The organism is Bifidobacterium psychraerophilum, assembly GCF_000741705.1.
Taxonomy (GTDB): Bacteria; Actinomycetota; Actinomycetes; order Actinomycetales; family Bifidobacteriaceae; genus Bombiscardovia; species Bombiscardovia psychraerophila.
The window spans coordinates 70,891-87,497 of sequence record NZ_JGZI01000001.1 but is presented as its reverse complement, the minus strand read 5'-3'; the positions used below and the strand labels follow the sequence as shown (position 1 = coordinate 87,497).

At 59.6% G+C, this 16,607-nt stretch carries 13 protein-coding genes; 1 reads left to right on the top strand and 12 read right to left on the bottom strand.

Annotated elements, in window-relative coordinates; all coding sequences use genetic code 11:
* The 12 genes from BPSY_RS00390 to BPSY_RS00335 form a co-directional block, all read right to left on the bottom strand.
* The coding region (locus tag BPSY_RS00390; RefSeq protein WP_034886505.1) for a hypothetical protein at positions 1-1,005 on the bottom strand (1,005 nt) is incomplete at its 3' end.
* Between the two features lie 475 nt (positions 1,006-1,480).
* The gene (locus BPSY_RS00385; protein ID WP_051921317.1) at positions 1,481-3,649 is read right to left on the bottom strand and encodes a transglycosylase domain-containing protein; all 2,169 of its coding nucleotides are present in this window, start codon (positions 3,647-3,649) and stop codon (positions 1,481-1,483) included.
* 68 nt (positions 3,650-3,717) lie between these two features.
* On the bottom strand, positions 3,718-4,437 hold the full coding sequence (locus BPSY_RS00380; protein WP_100841056.1) for a Crp/Fnr family transcriptional regulator: 720 nt from the start codon (positions 4,435-4,437) through the stop codon (positions 3,718-3,720).
* Between the two features lie 66 nt (positions 4,438-4,503).
* Positions 4,504-5,769, bottom strand: a complete 1,266-nt coding sequence (locus BPSY_RS00375; RefSeq protein ID WP_051921315.1) for a lipoate--protein ligase family protein — start codon at positions 5,767-5,769, stop codon at positions 4,504-4,506.
* 152 nt (positions 5,770-5,921) lie between these two features.
* On the bottom strand, positions 5,922-6,968 hold the full coding sequence (locus BPSY_RS00370) for a 3-isopropylmalate dehydrogenase (protein ID WP_033498035.1): 1,047 nt from the start codon (positions 6,966-6,968) through the stop codon (positions 5,922-5,924).
* 136 nt (positions 6,969-7,104) lie between these two features.
* Positions 7,105-9,609 carry a S9 family peptidase gene (locus tag BPSY_RS00365; RefSeq protein WP_033498033.1) on the bottom strand — a complete coding sequence of 835 codons (2,505 nt, stop codon included), beginning with the start codon at positions 9,607-9,609 and terminating at the stop codon, positions 7,105-7,107.
* Between the two features lie 119 nt (positions 9,610-9,728).
* Positions 9,729-10,916, bottom strand: a complete 1,188-nt coding sequence (locus BPSY_RS00360; protein ID WP_033498031.1) for an App1 family protein — start codon at positions 10,914-10,916, stop codon at positions 9,729-9,731.
* A 21-nt stretch (positions 10,917-10,937) separates the two neighbouring features.
* Positions 10,938-11,342 carry a glycine cleavage system protein GcvH gene (gene gcvH, locus BPSY_RS00355; RefSeq protein WP_033498029.1) on the bottom strand — a complete coding sequence of 135 codons (405 nt, stop codon included), beginning with the start codon at positions 11,340-11,342 and terminating at the stop codon, positions 10,938-10,940.
* Positions 11,343-11,381: 39 nt separating this feature from the next.
* Positions 11,382-13,028, bottom strand: a complete 1,647-nt coding sequence (locus BPSY_RS00350) for a L,D-transpeptidase (RefSeq protein ID WP_051921313.1) — start codon at positions 13,026-13,028, stop codon at positions 11,382-11,384.
* 135 nt (positions 13,029-13,163) lie between these two features.
* Positions 13,164-14,270: an NAD(+) diphosphatase gene (gene nudC, locus BPSY_RS00345; protein ID WP_033498027.1), complete on the bottom strand. Its 1,107-nt coding sequence runs from the start codon at positions 14,268-14,270 to the stop codon at positions 13,164-13,166.
* The gene (locus BPSY_RS00340; RefSeq protein ID WP_033498025.1) at positions 14,267-15,118 is read right to left on the bottom strand and encodes an alpha/beta fold hydrolase; all 852 of its coding nucleotides are present in this window, start codon (positions 15,116-15,118) and stop codon (positions 14,267-14,269) included. Before BPSY_RS00340 ends, nudC begins: the two co-directional genes overlap by 4 nt.
* Positions 15,119-15,193: 75 nt before the next feature.
* Positions 15,194-15,820, bottom strand: coding sequence for an NUDIX hydrolase family protein (locus tag BPSY_RS00335; protein ID WP_033498023.1), 627 nt, complete (start codon positions 15,818-15,820; stop codon positions 15,194-15,196).
* Positions 15,821-16,116: 296 nt separating this feature from the next.
* Between BPSY_RS00335 and trxA the strand changes: the two genes are divergently transcribed.
* Positions 16,117-16,458, top strand: coding sequence for a thioredoxin (gene trxA / locus BPSY_RS00330; RefSeq protein WP_033498021.1), 342 nt, complete (start codon positions 16,117-16,119; stop codon positions 16,456-16,458).
* Positions 16,459-16,607: the final 149 nt, after the last annotated feature.

Here is a 16,607-nt window from a genome sequence, read left to right as displayed (position 1 = left end):
CGAGCTCAACTGCTTGCCAAGCTCCGCAAATGTCAACCGCAAATCACCCGACATATTCTGACTCTGATCGCCACTATCCGCCGACAGCAGCAGATGTTCAAGACTCAGACGAACAGCAGGACGCAACCCGAGACCGGTGCCGATCGTACTGTTATTGCTCGGGAGACCGTTGCGAGACGCGTAGAACGCGCGGTTCGCGTAGAGCCAATAAGCAGAACGCAGCCAAGAGCCAGAAGCACCATTGGCGCAAGTATTCGCGGAACAGGCAAGATTCCCATCCGACGACACTCCCCCACTCGTAGTGCCAGCAAACCGGTTCAAATCACCACCAGACAAGGGAAACACTCTGTAATCGTTCACCGAATCAGACTGCTGCGTATAACTCCCGGAACCGCACCCCACAGCCTGGGCGGCAGTGCACACACCCTCCACCGGAGCAGCACGCATCAAGGACTGCTCAAACGTGGAGTAATTCGCAGAACCCACCGCATCCGACACCGTCGCCAGATTCGATTGGTACGAACCCGTCGCACTGTCAAAGGAATTACTATACGTAGCATTCGTGTCAAAACGAAAATCGGCGGTCACCGTGTTATCGGCCCAGAGCAAGGCTTCATTCGCCGCAACCGATGTCGTCGCGGACTTCAAATACGCCTGATTACCGTACTGGCTGAAGGCATTCGCATCCGGCACACTCGCCACCGCACCCTTAGCCAAAGTCCTGTACCCGCCGGACACCGACGCACCACCATAGGTGCCCGTGCTCCCCTGCTTGCCGAACACGATCCGACGCGTATTGGCCCAACCGTCTTGAGGTATCCCGGGTGTCTCGTTATCCTTATCCACCACCGGAAGCGCACCCGCGCCCAGCGTGCTGAAATACCCATCAGGCCCCAGATCAACAGGAGCGGCAGAGGCCCGTTCCACCGGCACCACCATCTGGGCCACAAGCATGAACAGGACCAGACCGAATGCGACGAGGGCCGGTAATCCCCTCTTCGACATACGCCGGCCAGACTCCCCCACCACCCTTGCACTGGCACCCGCACCCGGGACGGTCTGACAAGAAGACAAATATCCACGCAACCACGCCATGAGAGCACCACCATCTCTGAGAAACGGCACCCCCACCGGGATCAGCAATAACGAAGGGGACACACAATGAACATGATGTGCAATATCATACTATAGGTATGTTTTTGCTTTGTGAATCCTCCGCCTGCTTCCGGCACAACACCCTTGTCGGCGGGTTTACAGCGATTCGTCTTACCGCGTTTCGGCTGGGGTTCGACGGTCGAGGATACACATCGAGCAGCTGTCGATCTCGTTGACGATCGCTGGGATCCCGTTATTCATATGCCCATACCGACCAGAGCCCTTTCGGGCGGGTCGCTGAATATGCCCACGACCCAGGCCGTGTTGGCGGCCTGGGTCGTGGGGTATCAGAGCGGGATCGTGTTCGCTACGCGAATACCGTGGATTACTGCCCTGTCGTGCTCGATGACGAGCTGGACGAGCTGCTTGACGATGTGGTCGCCGCACCCGTGTACTTCGCATCGGCGTTGCCGTAGTTATTGTCTATGGGCGTATTGGTATCCGCAAGATAACTGTTCATGAAGGTCTTCCACGCCGGTGTTGCGATATACGCACCATACCAAGTGCTGTGGTAGACCCCGTTGATGGTCTTGTTGTTGAAGGACACCTGGGATTCGGCGTTGCCCACCGCCACATAAGCGGCCACGGAAGGCACGAAGCCTCCGGTAAGCATGTACGTATCCTCATTGGTACCCGTCTTGGCGAAGGTTTTGCGCCCTCCATCCAACTGGGTCGTCTTCGCCTCGCCGTCGCTCTGCACAACGCCCTGGTTCATCGCATACGCCACGGTCTGCGCGATGCCCGAATCAATGGCCTGGTGGCAGTTCGCCGATGGCACCTTGAGCTGCTTGCCGTCCTTGTCCACCACCTTCTTGAGCGCGATCGGGGTGCATTCCACACCGTTTGCGGCGATCGTCGCATACACATTCGCCATCGTCAACGGTGATGCCTGAACCGTTCCGATAACCATCGGGGGGTTGAAGGAGTTCGAGGAGAAGATGTCCTCCTGCCCTTCAGGCGAGTTATGGTAGCCCATCGCCTTGGCCGTATTGGCGATCTGCTTCAAGCCGATGATCTGCGCCATCGAGGCCTGGGTCGTGTTATGCGAGCGGATCAGGCCCAACAACGGAGATTCCGGCGATGTCGTACCGCCACCCGAATTCTGGACATTCCACGTCCCCGTTCCCGTGTAGTCGGGGAAGGAGCTCAGACTGTAGGAAGTCGAGGTGGTGAGCGACTGGTTGATGGATTTGCCTGCGGCCATCCACGCCGCGAGGTTGATGGGTTTCCACGTCGAACCGACCTGGAATCCCCAACCGCCGCCATCCGCTTCATCCACCGCATAGTTGATCGCCGTCTTGGTGCCGCCACCAGAATCCTGGGTGGCATCATAGGTTCTGTTGATGCCGAAGCCCAGTACCTCACCGGTACCGGGTTTGATGGCCGCTATCGTCACCTCGAAGCCGGTCGGATCATCAACGGGTATCGTGGCGCGGGCCGCTTTCATCGCGTCGCTGTTGGCCTTGACATCCATCGTCGAATAGATCTCCAGACCGCCCTCCTTCAGCAACTTGTCGCGTGCGGCCTGGGTCTTGCCGAACTCCGAGGAGTTGAGGATCTGCTTGGTCACGTAATCGCAGAAGTAGGCGGCGTCACCGGATGCCTGGCAGCCTGCGGCGACACTCTGCACATGCAACGTGGAGGCGATCGGCGTCGCCTTGGCCTCGTCGCGCTGCTTCTTGGTGATGTAACCCTGCTGGTACATCAGATCCAGCACGATATTGCGCTGCTCCTGGGACTCTTTGGGATTCGAGGTCGGATCATAGCCCGTGGGGTTCTTGGTAATCGCCGCGATCGTCGCGGACTCGACGACATTCAGATCCTTTGCGCTTTTGTTGAAGAAGCGCTGCGCCGCGGTCTCCACACCGTAGATGCCGTTGCCGAACTGCGCGATATTCAGATACCCCTGCAGAATCTCGGCCTTCGTGTACTTCTTCTCCATCTGCACCGCGATCAGCATCTCGCGCATCTTGCGGGCGACGGTCTCCTCCTGCGCATGGTAGACCGCGATGGGATCGTCATCCTCTTCGGCCTCGCTCATCAGGACGTTCTTGACATACTGCTGCGTCAGGGAAGAACCACCCTGCGTATCGCCCTTCTTCACATAGGTTTCCACGAAGGCCCTGAACACACCCTGGATATCGACACCGGCGTGTTCGAAGAACCGTCGATCCTCACGTGCGACCACCGCTTTCTGCATGTAGTCCGACACTTCACTGAGGGGCACGACGATGCGGTTCTGCGCGTAGAAGGTCGCGATGACCGTTTTGCCATCCGAGGCATAGATGCGTGACTGCTGTGGAAGGTCGGTGACGTCGAAATCGATGCCCTGCGCTTCAAGCGACGGCATCAGCGACTTCGCCGCCGCGTTGAGGCCGAATACGGCGGGCAGCAGGAAGCCTGACGCGACGACCCCTCCCGCCGTACAAAAGATGATGTATGCAAGTACAAAGGTGAAAAAGCGTCTAACGGTCATAGGCTGGTTCTTCGGCATGATGCTTATTCTAAAACCGGCTGCCTACTAAGAAGCTGAAAGAATCCGTTTCTGTGGCAATATGCACACTACCTGCGCGAACGACGTATCAGCATTCCGGGCTGGTAGATGATGATTGAACGCCCTTTTCGTGAGATCCAACCACGATTCGAGAAGTCCATCAGCGCCTTGTTCACGGTCTCCCGCGATGATCCGACCAGTTGCGCAAGCTCCTCCTGCGTCAGATCGTGCGGTACCATCAGACCGGCCTCGATCGGCTCGCCGAACCTCATCGCCAGACTCAGCAGGGTTTTCGCCAAACGTGCGGGCACATCCATGAACACCAGGTCGGAAATGCGCTCATTATTGCTGCGCATGCGATTCGCAAGGACCTGGAGCATGTCCACGGCCACGCGCGGATGATCATTCAACCATGTGAAAAGATCCTCATGCTCAAGCACCGCCACCGTGGTGTGGTTCGTCATCGCCACAGCGGTGGCCGTGCGCGGGCCGCCGTTGGGGTCGAAAACCGGGATCTCCCCAAGCACCTCGCCGCGACCGTGGATGCTCAGCAGCTGCACCCTGTGATCCGAAGCCTGACGAATCAGCTTGACCCGGCCATCCTGCAGAAGATACATACGATGGTCGGTATCGCCTTCTCGGAATATGCTGTCGCCCTTGCCTGCAACGGCATATTTGAGGTGCGGCAGCAACAGGTCCGCTTCCTGAGGGGAGACCTGATTGAACAATGCGGTTTGAAGCAAAGCGTTTCCGGGTTCGGGAATCTCATTGGGCTTGCGAATGATCACTCCACCTTCCTGCCGGGCCTCTGGTCGTCCTCGACCTGATAACGTCTGCTCGATTGTAACTCGTTTTCAGGCGATCCCGTATGTCCACTGGGTTGTCGAGAAGCGTCCCTCGTCCATTTTCGCCGCCTCCTGCCGTATTTCCGCAGGGATTCCACCCATGCGCGCCCCTCTCATGGTGCGCAGCAGGTGGTCGATCAAGCTGCCGATAATCGCCTCCCGCCCTAGTCCTGATTGGGAGCGCAGCGGATCCACACGCTTGACCGCCGACTGGACGGCCTTGTATTTCATTTTTTCCCTGGATACTTTCAGAATTCGGGTCATTTTCTGGGCATCGATGTCGTATGACATCGTCACATGGTGCAGGACCGCCCCCGGACCACCCTGTTTCGGCGCGTAACGGCGTTGCGCCGCGCCGCCGATCTTCCCTGCCGATGAGGAGATGTCGTTGATGGGCTCATATCGGGCATCGATGCCGATCTCCTGCAGGGCCGCAAGTATCCAGTCGTCACAGCAGCGGTAGGATTCCTCTATGGTCATCCCCTCCACCAGGCTCAGTGGGGCATACAGGGAGTAGGTGATGGTGTTCGACGGTTCGACGAACATCGCTCCCCCGCCGGTGACCCTGCGCACCACGCTTACCCCTTCGCGCCGCGCCTCCTCCACATCCACCTGATGTCCGATGGACTGGAAGCGTCCGATCACCACCGTCGAGGCGGCCCACTCCCAGACGCGGATCATGGCACCGCAATCGCCCTGCGCGACGGCCTGGGCGATCGCATGGTCGCATGCCATCTGCATGGATGGCATCAGCGGCTCATCATGCACGACGGTCACCGGCAGCTTCTGCCAGCGGCCGCGGAAATCCGTCAACAGTTCCTCCGAGACCTGCGGACCGTCAGGAAGGTGTGGCACTACATCGGTATGACGTTGGGATGCCTCATGGCGTGGTGTCTCCGTGCCGCCATCCCCGATGACCTTCGGATCCTGTACCGATCCCTGCGATGTCGCCGCAGTGACCGCTCTGTGGAAGGCGGTAACGATGGTCTCGGGCGTGGCGCCGATAAGCGACGATGCTGGATACTCGCCAAGAATGCGGCTCACCCCTGCAAGGGCATCCGCCTCGCTAACAGGCAGTTCGCATTCACCAAGGAAGCCTTGGACGGCATCGACCACCTGTGGGCTATCCAGATTGCCTTCGGCGAAAAAATCACCGTCGAGCACGCATCGGATCACCTGTGATCCATGCAGCTGAACGCTGGCAGCAACGAGTTTGCCCCCCTGCATCTTGCATTCCCCACGACCCCGCCTGATCGCCATATCACCATCGCTCATATGTGGTCAATCCTCTCTGTGAACCAGGCATACAAGGCATGCCTGCCTCTAGGGCATACTCTACGAAGACCCGAGGAGAGAGGCGTCTCATCCGACGGTGCGCAGCGGTGAAGCCATGGCCCGAGCGAAGTGATGTCCGAATCGGTGATGCGCTACAAGCGGGCCAGGATATCCGCGCTCACCTGCTCGGTATTGCGTCTGCTCGACCCCTGTTCGGCGATATCGGCTTCCACGGCACGCTCGATGCGGTCCGCGGCCTCATCCAGGCCGAGATGCCGCAGCAGCATCGCGGAGGACAGTATCGCCGCTGTGGGATTCGCGATGCCCTGGCCTGCGATGTCCGGGGCCGATCCATGGATCGGTTCAAACATGGAGGGGTATTCATGCGAAGCGTTGATATTGCCTGATGCCGAATATCCGACGCCACCCACCACGGCTCCCGCCTCATCGGTGAGGATGTCGCCGAAGAGATTGTCCGTGAGGATCACGTCGAAGCGTCCCGGATCGGTGACGATGAAGATCGTCGCCGCATCGATGTGCTGGTAGTCATGCGTGACTTCGGGGTATTCCTCACCCACGGCATCGACCAAACGCTGCCACATATCACCGGCATTGGTGAGCACGTTCTTCTTATGCACCAAGGTGATGTGCTTGCGGCGCTTCATCGCCAGCTCGAAGGCGTAACGGATGACGCGTTCGGCCCCGAAGGCGGTATTCAGTGAAACCTCGGTGGCCACCTCCTGGGGGGTCCCGCGACGTATGGCGCCGCCTGCACCCACATACAGACCTTCGGTGCCTTCCCGCACCACCACGAAATCGATGCTTCCCGGATTCGCCAGAGGGGAGGTCACGCCCTTGTACAGCTTGGAAGGACGCAGATTGACATACTGGTCGAGGGTGAAGCGCAATTTGAGCAGCAGCCCGCGCTCAAGCACCCCGGGCTTCACACGGGGGTCGCCAACCGCTCCGAGCAGTATGGCGTCCTGTTGTTTGATGCGCTCCAGATCCTCGTCGGGCAGGATCGAACCGTCACGCAGATAACGCTCGGCGCCCAGGTCGAAGTCCTCGTATACGAACTCCGCCAGACCCTCCGTCGCCTTCTCCAAAGCCGCCTGTGCGTGGGGGACGATTTCCTTGCCGATGCCATCGCCGGGGATGACCGCGATGCGATATGTGCGTTGTGCTGTGTTCTCACTCATAGTTCATGAGGATATGCAGAGCTTCCGCACCCAATGTCCGGTATTCCGTCAGTTGGACACAAAACTGGACAGCATCATCGCCCGGACGGACCCGAGTCATGGACCGTCGCCCCACGTTCCCGAAAGGATCACGCCATTAGCCCGCTATCCCCATCACACTCAGGCACCACGCATTTTCCAGAGCCAGCTCCTCCCACTGCTTGTATCTCCCGCTGGCACCGCCGTGACCGGCCTCCACCTCGATTTTGACGATGGCATCCGCCCCGACCTCGGCCTCCTGCAAACGGGCGATCCATTTGAGTGGTTCGACATACAGCACCCTGGTGTCATTCATCGAAGTCGTCGCCATGATCTTGGGGAAATGCGCGTCACCGCTCGCACGTATGCGGCTCTGGGCATCGGGCACATTCTCATACGGGGTATAGGACTTCATGTACTCATAGACCTCTCTGTTGTGCAGAGGATCCCCCCATTCATCCCACTCGGTTACCGTCAGGGGAAGGCTCGGGTCGAGAATCGAAGTGAGCGCATCTACAAAGGGCACATCCGCCTCGATACCCGCGTAGAGTTCCGGCGCCATATTCGCGATCGCACCCATCAAGAGGCCTCCTGCGGATCCCCCGTTGGCGACGGTACGCCCGGGGTCGGCGATCCCGGCCTGCTGCAAGGCCGCCGTGGCATCCACGAAATCCTCGAAGGTGTGCTTCTTGTTCAGCCTGCGACCCTGCTCATACCAGGCGCGCCCCATCTCGCCCCCACCTCGTACGTGGGCAACGGCATAGATGACTCCGCGGTCGAGCATGCTGAGCCTCGCAGGAGAGAAGAAGGGATCGGAACTGCATTCATATGCGCCATAGCCGGTGATGAACATGGGTGAGGGCTCGAAGGCCCCCGCGCCACTGGATCGAGGTGAATCCCCTCGATCATCCTCCCCGAGTCCGGCACGAGGCACTATATCCTGATCCGTCAGGCCACGCGCCTCGTCGGCGTCCAGGCTTGGCACCATACCTTCGCGCCAGACCAGTGAAACAGGCACACGTTGCCCGTCACGCCCACGCGCCCACACCCTGCGCTCCGCATAGTGACGTGGGTCGAAATCCCCGGGGACCTCCGCCTCCTTGAGCAGAACATCACCGCCACTGCGCGGATCGAATTCGCGCAGCTGTGCCGGATTCGTATAGCTGCTGAGGCTGTAGCGCATCCGTGGCGTCTCGTATGAGGGATTGCCCCCCGCACCGATGGAGAACATCGCCGTTGACGCCCGCTCGCCCAGGGCCGCAGCGCTCAATTCACGGAAATTCCAGGGCTCCCCCGCAATGAAATTCCTCGCCGCCTCATCCGTCGTCATCACGGCCAGACGCGGCAGACTGTCCGCGCGATAGCTCAGCGTGATGAAGTGCCGGTGTATCGACAGCCCCTCGATACCAAGCCCTCGCGCACCCTGAAGCACGGCAGGATTCGCGGGATCATCATATGGCTCATCAATCGGCAGACCCGCATCGGATGTGCTCTGAGCGCCCGGCACCGGCTCGCAGCCGGCGGGGCTGCCCGCCACCACGCACACACCTTCCGTGAGCTCGTAAGGCGCCTGATGGGTGCGCATATCAATCACATTGACCTGGAAGTTGGGGTTGCTGACATTGTGGTACGTCAGCGCCAGCGGTATATCCTCGCCGTCGGGGCCGGCGCCCTCGAAGCGTGAGAAGCTCACGTCATACTCCACACCCTCGCGTCTGGGGACGAAGACCTCGAAGGATCCGGTTGGATCATCGGCAGGGAGTGTCAGCACCTCCGTCGTGGTTTTCGATCCTGTGGTGATGACGATGCGGCATTCATCGAAGCTCATGCCCACGCCGACCCAGAAACGTTCATCGGATTCGGTCCAGACTTCGACGTCGGTGGAGGAATCGCTACCGACCTTATGCCTCCACACACTGTATGGACGCCACGAATCATCAAGCTTGGTGTAGAAGACCCATCTGCCGTCGGGTGTGATCATCCCTCCGGCGGAAACCTGTTCGATCACCTCGGGCAGGTCGGCGGCTCCACCCTCACCCTCTGCCCTGAGATCACGGATGCGCATATCGTAGCGTTCATTCCCGCTGGTATCCGTACCGTAGAGGAGCCATCGCCCATCATCACTGAGATCCATGCCCCCGACGCGGAAGAAGTCATGCCCTTGTGACTCCTTGTTGGCGTCGAAGACCACTTCCTCGCCTGCGAGCGGCGCATTATCCGCGGTCTGCACGCTCGGCGGCTCCCAATTCCCCTCGTCGACGACCGGCAGCCTGCACTGGATGGCGTATTGCTGCCCTTCGTATATGCGGGTGTAATACCAGAATCCGTGAAGACGGACCGGCACCGACATATCCGTCTCCTTGATATGCGATTTCAGCTCTTCGAAGAGCGTGTGCTTCAGGCCTTCCAGATGTTTGGTGCGAGCCTCGAAGTATTCGTTCTGCCCGGCCACATACCGTTGGGTGCGTTCGGAGTCCTTATCCCTGATCCACTCGTACGGATCGTCGAACTCCACCCCCGCGACTTCACGTTTGGTCGAAATGCGGGCTGCCACGGGAGGATGCGCATCAGAAGGAGTGCCGATCGATGCGGCCGCCCCTTCGCCGCTGCTTGTTGTTGTCATGTCAGCGATTATAGGAATTGCTGTGGAGCGACGGAACGATTGCGCTGGCGACGCAAGTGCCGCCGTCGAGAAAGCTGCAGCGGCATCCCCGGCGAGTGCACGCCCAGGGGCGACCCCGCTCAGCGATGGCGGGAGCCCTGCGAGGCCGCCAGGAAAGGCAGCATCGTATTCATCAGATTCGATCCCGTGGTGCCGTAGAAGACCGGTACATCGGTGACCGGCATGGGTTGGGTCGCGGTGATTCCGGCCACGGCTCCGATTGACTCACGTGGGCTCAGTTGTCGGATGCCTATCGCCATGATCCGCCCCGGATACCGACGAGCGACCGTGGCGTAGGTCGTCGGATCCTTCTGCCCGTCATCGCCGAGCAGCAGGAACTTCATATTGGGGAAGTCCGCCATCAACTGATCGACGAACTCCAACTTGTGCTCCACTCCTGTGGGAATGAAATCCTTGGGTCTCGGATCAAGGTCGCGCAGCAGCAGCGGCCCCTCGGGGAAACCGTGATAGTTGATGAAATGCCGTATCGAGCTCTCCACATTCCAAGGCGAGGTCGACAGGTAGAAGAAGGGTGCATGGGGATACAGGTCACGGATCTTGTTGTACAGCACGCTCATCCCGGGGACGGAAACGCGCTTCTTGGGGTTGAGGAGCAGCATGTTGTAGGCGGCACGCCACAACGAAGGCACCTGGGTCACCAGGATGGTGTCGTCGATATCCGAAATCACTCCCAAGGGAGTGGAGGATGGATAGATGTACAACGGCGCGGTGACGGGGGCCCGCCGGCTGACCTGGTAGGACACCTCGTGCTGGCCTGGACTCAGATGGTGCTCGGCCACCAGATCCAGGTAGCCGCTCGAATCGGAAAGCGCGAATTCATCGCTTTGCTCGCGTCCACGGTCAGGCTGGTCGTAGACCTCCGAGCTGCCGACCTGCACGGTGCGCAAACGGGTGCCGTCGATACTGATTTTGACCTGCGTCCTGGATGCCGGCACTTTGAATGCGCTGCGTATTCCCCTGACCGCAAGGCCCGAACGTCCGCGTTCAGGTGAGAGTGTGGTCCTGCATATCAATCTGGAGTAATCAGGCGTGCCATACCCCACATAAGGCTCGACGATGGGATACCAGCGCAGACGATGCGTGATCAGTTTGGAGACGAATATCCAGAAATTGAAGGCGCCCGTCACGCCACGCCGCGCGGTCCGGATCAGCAAGGGCTTGCCTTCGATCCGTTCACGCGGAGATGCCGTGTCGAATGAGGTCGTCGCCCTGCGGGCCCGAATCGTGGTCTTGTTGCGTTGGTCCATGCTGCTCCCATCCACCTGCGATCAGTGGATGATTTTGCCGTAATCCTCAGCGCTCAGCAACTCGGGTTCATCGTCGTCAAGTTCCACCTTCAGGATCCAGCCCTCCCCATAGGGGTCGTTGTTGATGACACTTGGATCATCGGCAGCGTCGCGGTTCACATAGGAGATGGTTCCCGAAACCGGGGAGACCAGGGGTTCAACGGCCTTCGAGGATTCCAGTTCGACGATTTCGTCACCGGCCTCGACACGACCGCCCGTCTCCGGCAGATCCAGAAAGACCAGGTCGCCGAGTTCTGAAGCCGCGTATTCGGTTATGCCGATGACCGCCGGCGAGGAGGAGGTATCCACCCACACATGGTCCTGCGAGTATTCCAGGTGCTCAGGAACGTCCAGACTCGGGCTCTGCTTGCTCTCGTTATCGCTCATGACCCCAGAATACCTTCATGTGCTTACAGCGCTGGCCCCTCAGCGAACAGCGGCGGTCGGCTGCGCACCTATGACCTTGACCATCGTCCCGACAGGAGCGTTCTTGTATATCCACTCGGCATCGGATGGGATCATGTTGATGCAGCCGTGCGAACCGTAGTTCACGGGATCGCCTTTCGCGATGCCCGTCAGATTCCAGGGAGCCGCGTGGAAGCCTTCGCCTCCGTTGTAGTAGCTGATCCACTTCACGCCTTTGCTGAGGTAGTCGGCCCCGCGCATATCCTGTGTCTCGTACTTGATGTTGATGAAGAAGGTGCCCGGATCAGATTCGCGATCCCCGTTCTTGCCGGTCACCACATTGAAGGTCTTGACGACGGTCGTGCCTTTGTAGACGGTGACCACCTGCTTCGAACGGTCGACCTGGATCCACAGATCGCCATTGGCGACGTCATAGCGTGCCACTTTCGAGCTTGTGCTGTATTTGGTCACGTCCGACTGTGCCTTGATGGTGCCGCCCTGCCCTGCAACGAGGCTCTTCACAACCTCCGCGGCGGTGGTGTCGGTGTCCTTGACGGCGACTCCCACAACGCCTTTCGTCGTCACCGTGAGCACGGTCCCCTGGGTGTTCTTGACGTTCTCCTCATTGACCACATCCTGATTGAGGGCTTTGGCCAGGTTGTCACTCAGATAGCTTTTGATGGCGTCCTGATCGTAGACCAGCGTCATCGTGCCCTTGTCCAGATCGCTCGAGTAGCTGATCCATTTCGCCACTTCCGTTGCCGGAATGCTCAGTGTCTTGCCTTCACCGCTTTCGATGGTGATTGCCTGGGATAGCCGCTGGTTGCCGCTTGCTGCGGCCTCCTGGGCGGTCTGCTCGGTGATCGGAGCAGCGACATCGCTGTAGGTCACACTTGCCTGCACCGTTGTGCCCGGATCATCGCTGAGCTTGCTGACGGCCGCTTTGACCGTCGAGATCTGCGGAGTCTGGCCATCAGAACCCGCCTTGGCGACGAAGCTCTTGCTGGCGGCGTCATAGCTGACCGTTGCCGCATGGGCCTGCTGATCGCTGTCCACAAGTTTGTCGGTGAGGAAGTCGGTCATCTTCGCCTCATCCGTCTTCAAGGTGAGGGGGACCGAAGTCGTGCTGAGAGGGTTGAGATGGCCGATGGCATCCGAGGATTTCGCGCTCAGCAGCTGTTGGACGGTGGTTTTCGTATCCACGCTCACGCCCAGATCCTTCAATGTCGCGGTGAGCGTCTTGCCGCTTGAATCCTTGATGGAGACCGTTGAGGAGTCGTATGCGGCGTTGACGGTCTTCGTCAACGCGGCCTCGTCCTGCCCGGTGACGCTCTGACCTGCGAAGTCCACGCCAGGAGCCGCCTTGTCGCTGAAATACGACTGCGCCGCGAAGAAAGCGCCGACTGCGGCCGCTGCCAACAGCAGCAGCAAGGCCACTGTGACGATCAGCCCCTTGTGCCCACGCTTGCGATTCGGTGACAGGGCCGCGAATCCGGCATCCTGTCCAAGCTCGTTCTCATCTGCGGAATCCTGCCAGTCCGAGGCGCGCAACGGTACGAATTGCACGGTGGGCTCACCGGCATCGGTGTGGCTCACAGTGAAATCTCGGTTTTCCCCGTTGGGGAACAATGATGACGTTTCATCATCCGAATGCTTGCCGTCGGACATAAGCAACCTTTCCTCAGTTGACCGTCCATACTATACGCGATTACCATGCCATATCGACTGCGCTGCAAGCGTCTGCCACGCGATTCCCGACCAGTACATACACGCATCGTTCACGATTCGTTCACGCGTGGTCAATCAGATCTCATGACCGAGCCACTCCTCGATCATGTATCTCGCTATGGTCGCCTTCCCCGGTGCAAGCATGCTTTCGCTTGCCAGGGCATGCATATATTCCTCGCGGGTGACCCATACGGCATCCTCCGTCTCCTCGCCGTCCACCTCGATCCGGGTGCCCAGGGCCTGCCCTTTGAAAGCCACCATCAATGAGGAGGGGAAGGGCCATGGCTGGGAGCCCAGATACTTCAGATCACCAATGATAATGCCGGTTTCCTCGGCGGATTCACGCCTGGCCGCGTGCTCCAGATTCTCCCCCGCCTCGACGAAACCCGCGGATACCGAGTAGAAGTGTTCCGCCCACGCAGTGTTGTGCTGGAGCAGCAAACGGTCGCGGGAATCGACGGTCGCGGTGATCACCGCCGGCTCGATCCTGGGGAACAGCACCCGCTTGCCGTCCTCCGCGTTGCTGCATCGTTGGCCCCAGCCAGCGAGCGCCGTCTGCGTCCTGGCACCGCATCTGGGGCAGTGCCTTTGTGAGATATGCCACATACTCAATGTGGACGCACTTGTCGCCAGGCCTGCTTCGAGGGCGGAGCAGTGGGGTGCGAATCCCCGGAGGCTCACCCAGTCCAGCTGGCGCTCGGCCCGTTCCAGCATGGTGAGGCCTGTGGCGACGGGCGTATCACGCTCCGGGCCGAAGGCATCGTCAGCGCCCACATGTGCGGCATCCGGCAGCGGGGTGTCCTGATGGGCGTTGCTGATGTCGATTGCGATATAGTCATGCACCTGTCCCGGACCTGCGGACTCCTGTCCGAGGAAGAAGGCAAGTATGCCGGGGTTCTCCGCAAGGGCGCCGCTCAGATATTCTCCGGGCAGGAAGGCCAGGCGCATATGCACCGACTCGTAGTCGACAAGGTCGCCTTGCCCATGAGGCACGGCCACCTTCCCTTTGTTGACCAGCATCACCCTCGTTGAAGCCTTGCGCAGCAGGGTGTCGATGAGCCCCTCTTCAGACCGCAGATCCACACGGTAATCGACTTTCGCCTGGGACAAGGGCAGAAATGGAAGTGCCTGTGTAAGTGCCAGAGGCGAGAATAGCGTCGATGAGGTATCCGAGGAACTCATTGCGCCGTCCTCACTCGTTCGACCAGGTTCACAAGGGCGTTCGCCACGGATTCAGGATGTTCCACGGCGCTGAAATGACCGCTGTTGCCGACTTCAACGAACCTCACATCCGCCTTCGTCATCGCATCAGCCATCGGTCGCATGCTTGCCGGAGGACTGGAGGGATCCAGATCCCCGCTCAGCACCAGCGCCGGTGTGGTGATGGTGGCAAGCTGATCGTTCTGGTCGCAGCGCCCTGCCGCCATACGCTCCCTCCATGCCACACCCTGTGGGGACTGGGAGCGGATCCACTGGGTGAACAGGTCGACGATCCGTTGGGATTTCTTGATATCGGAGTCCTGCTCGTGGGGCTGTGCGAAACCCATGACCGCTTCAACACCGTCACTCGCTTCGCACTCCTCTGCGATCTGCAGACGGTGCCGCATGCTCTCGGGACTGTCGGCATCCGCCTTCGTGTCACACAAGGCCATGCCTGCGACCGCTTCGGGGTGCAGCCGTTGTATGGCGAGTGCAAGGTAGCCTCCCATTGACAGCCCCACCCAGATCGCCTGCCGGTGACCAAGTTGGTGGAGCAGATCGACGAAGGCATGCGCCATATTGTCAAGCGCTTCGGTGTATGCGCCATCATCGGCGCGCGCACCTGTTGAAGCCTCATCCGGCACGGGGCATTCACCCGCACCTGGCATGTCGGGCGCGTAGACGCTCACCGGGGCAAGACCGCTTTCCTCCGCTTTGGCGGTGATAAGCCTCGCGCATTCATCCCACATCCGATGATCGACGGGAAATGCGTGCAGCAGTATCAGGGGGATTCCCTCACCTTGTGCATATACCGTATTGAGAATGTTCATGCTTTCACGGCTCTTTTCATCTCTGTGACCCGGCTCATGCGCCTGCGCGCATGCCGGTGCTGGTATCCCTGGATTTCAGTTCAGGCCCGCCCAGGCCAACGCCTGTTGGAGCAGTTTCCCGTGCCCGTTGGGCATCTGTTTGATGAAATCGGCGAGGATTCCGCTGTTCGGACTGACCCATTCCACGTCCAAGGTCTCATCCTCCGGTTTGCAGTCCCCTGCAACCGGAATCACATAGCACAGGGATATCGCGTGCTGTCGGGGGTCATGGAACTCGGACACCCCTGGTGTGGGGAAGAATTCGGCGACCGTGAAAGGCTGGAGGCTCGATGGAATCATCGGAAGGGCGAGCTCACCAAGATCCTTGGCGACATTCCTCGCGATGGCCTCACGGAGGGATTCATGGAACAGTACACGTCCCGTTATCAAGGTGCGCTCTATGGCACCGTCTTCGCACATCCTGAGCAGTGAGCCGACTTGGACCACTCGTCCCAGATCGTCGGTGCGCACCGGCACGATCTCCACATAGGCGATGGGAAGCTGGTGGCGGGCCCTGTCAATATCCGCAGGTCCCAGCCAGCCTGGAGGGTTGCTCCCCGATCCGCGCACAAAATCCTCAGGCGTGATGTTGTCGAACTCGCCGCGGCTGCGACCGGCATCATAATCTCCGTCGTCTGGCACTTCATCATTAAGCACTGGCATACCCCCTATTATTGCCCAACACATCGAACAAGACCGTAACGGGACGCGCATGACGTACATCACATCGCTTATGCCTTGCAGTCGTGTGTGCAGGTGCGTGCGGAAGAGCGAGGCCCTGATCGCCAAGCATATGCGCCGAGAGCTGAGCCTAGGCGGAAATAGGAATGCGGGAGGAGCAAGAGTTGTAGTCTTCTGTGACAACGGTTTTATTATGTGGCAATACGGTACTCACAGCCGTCAATCCATATCGAGACGCGGTGCCGGACAGAGGCACCACAGCAATACAAGGAGTTCAGATGGCGACACAGACGCTTACTTCGCAGACTTTCAACAGCACGGTTTCAGACAATGAGCTGGTACTCGTCGATTTCTGGGCGACCTGGTGCGGTCCGTGCAAGGCCTTCGGCCCCATCTATGACAAAGCCTCGGAGAAGAATCCGGACATCGTGTTCGGCAAGGTCGATATCGACCAGAATCAGGAACTGGCGACGGCTGCGGACATTCAGGCCGTTCCCACGCTGCTCATCACCAAGAACGGGCAGATCATCTTCAAGCAGGCGGGTGCCTTGCGCGCCTCCGATCTGGATAACCTGATCGAACAGGCGAAGCAGGCGGATGTACCGCCTGTCGAGAAGTAATAGCCGCACGCGGCATATCGACATATCGAACGCCAGTTGGGGTCCCTCCTCTCTTTTCGGCATGGGCCCCAACTGGCGTTCCACGCTATTTGCGTTATTATGGTGGAACTGTGTGTTTTTCCAGCGACGGGTATGCGGTACCCGAGGGA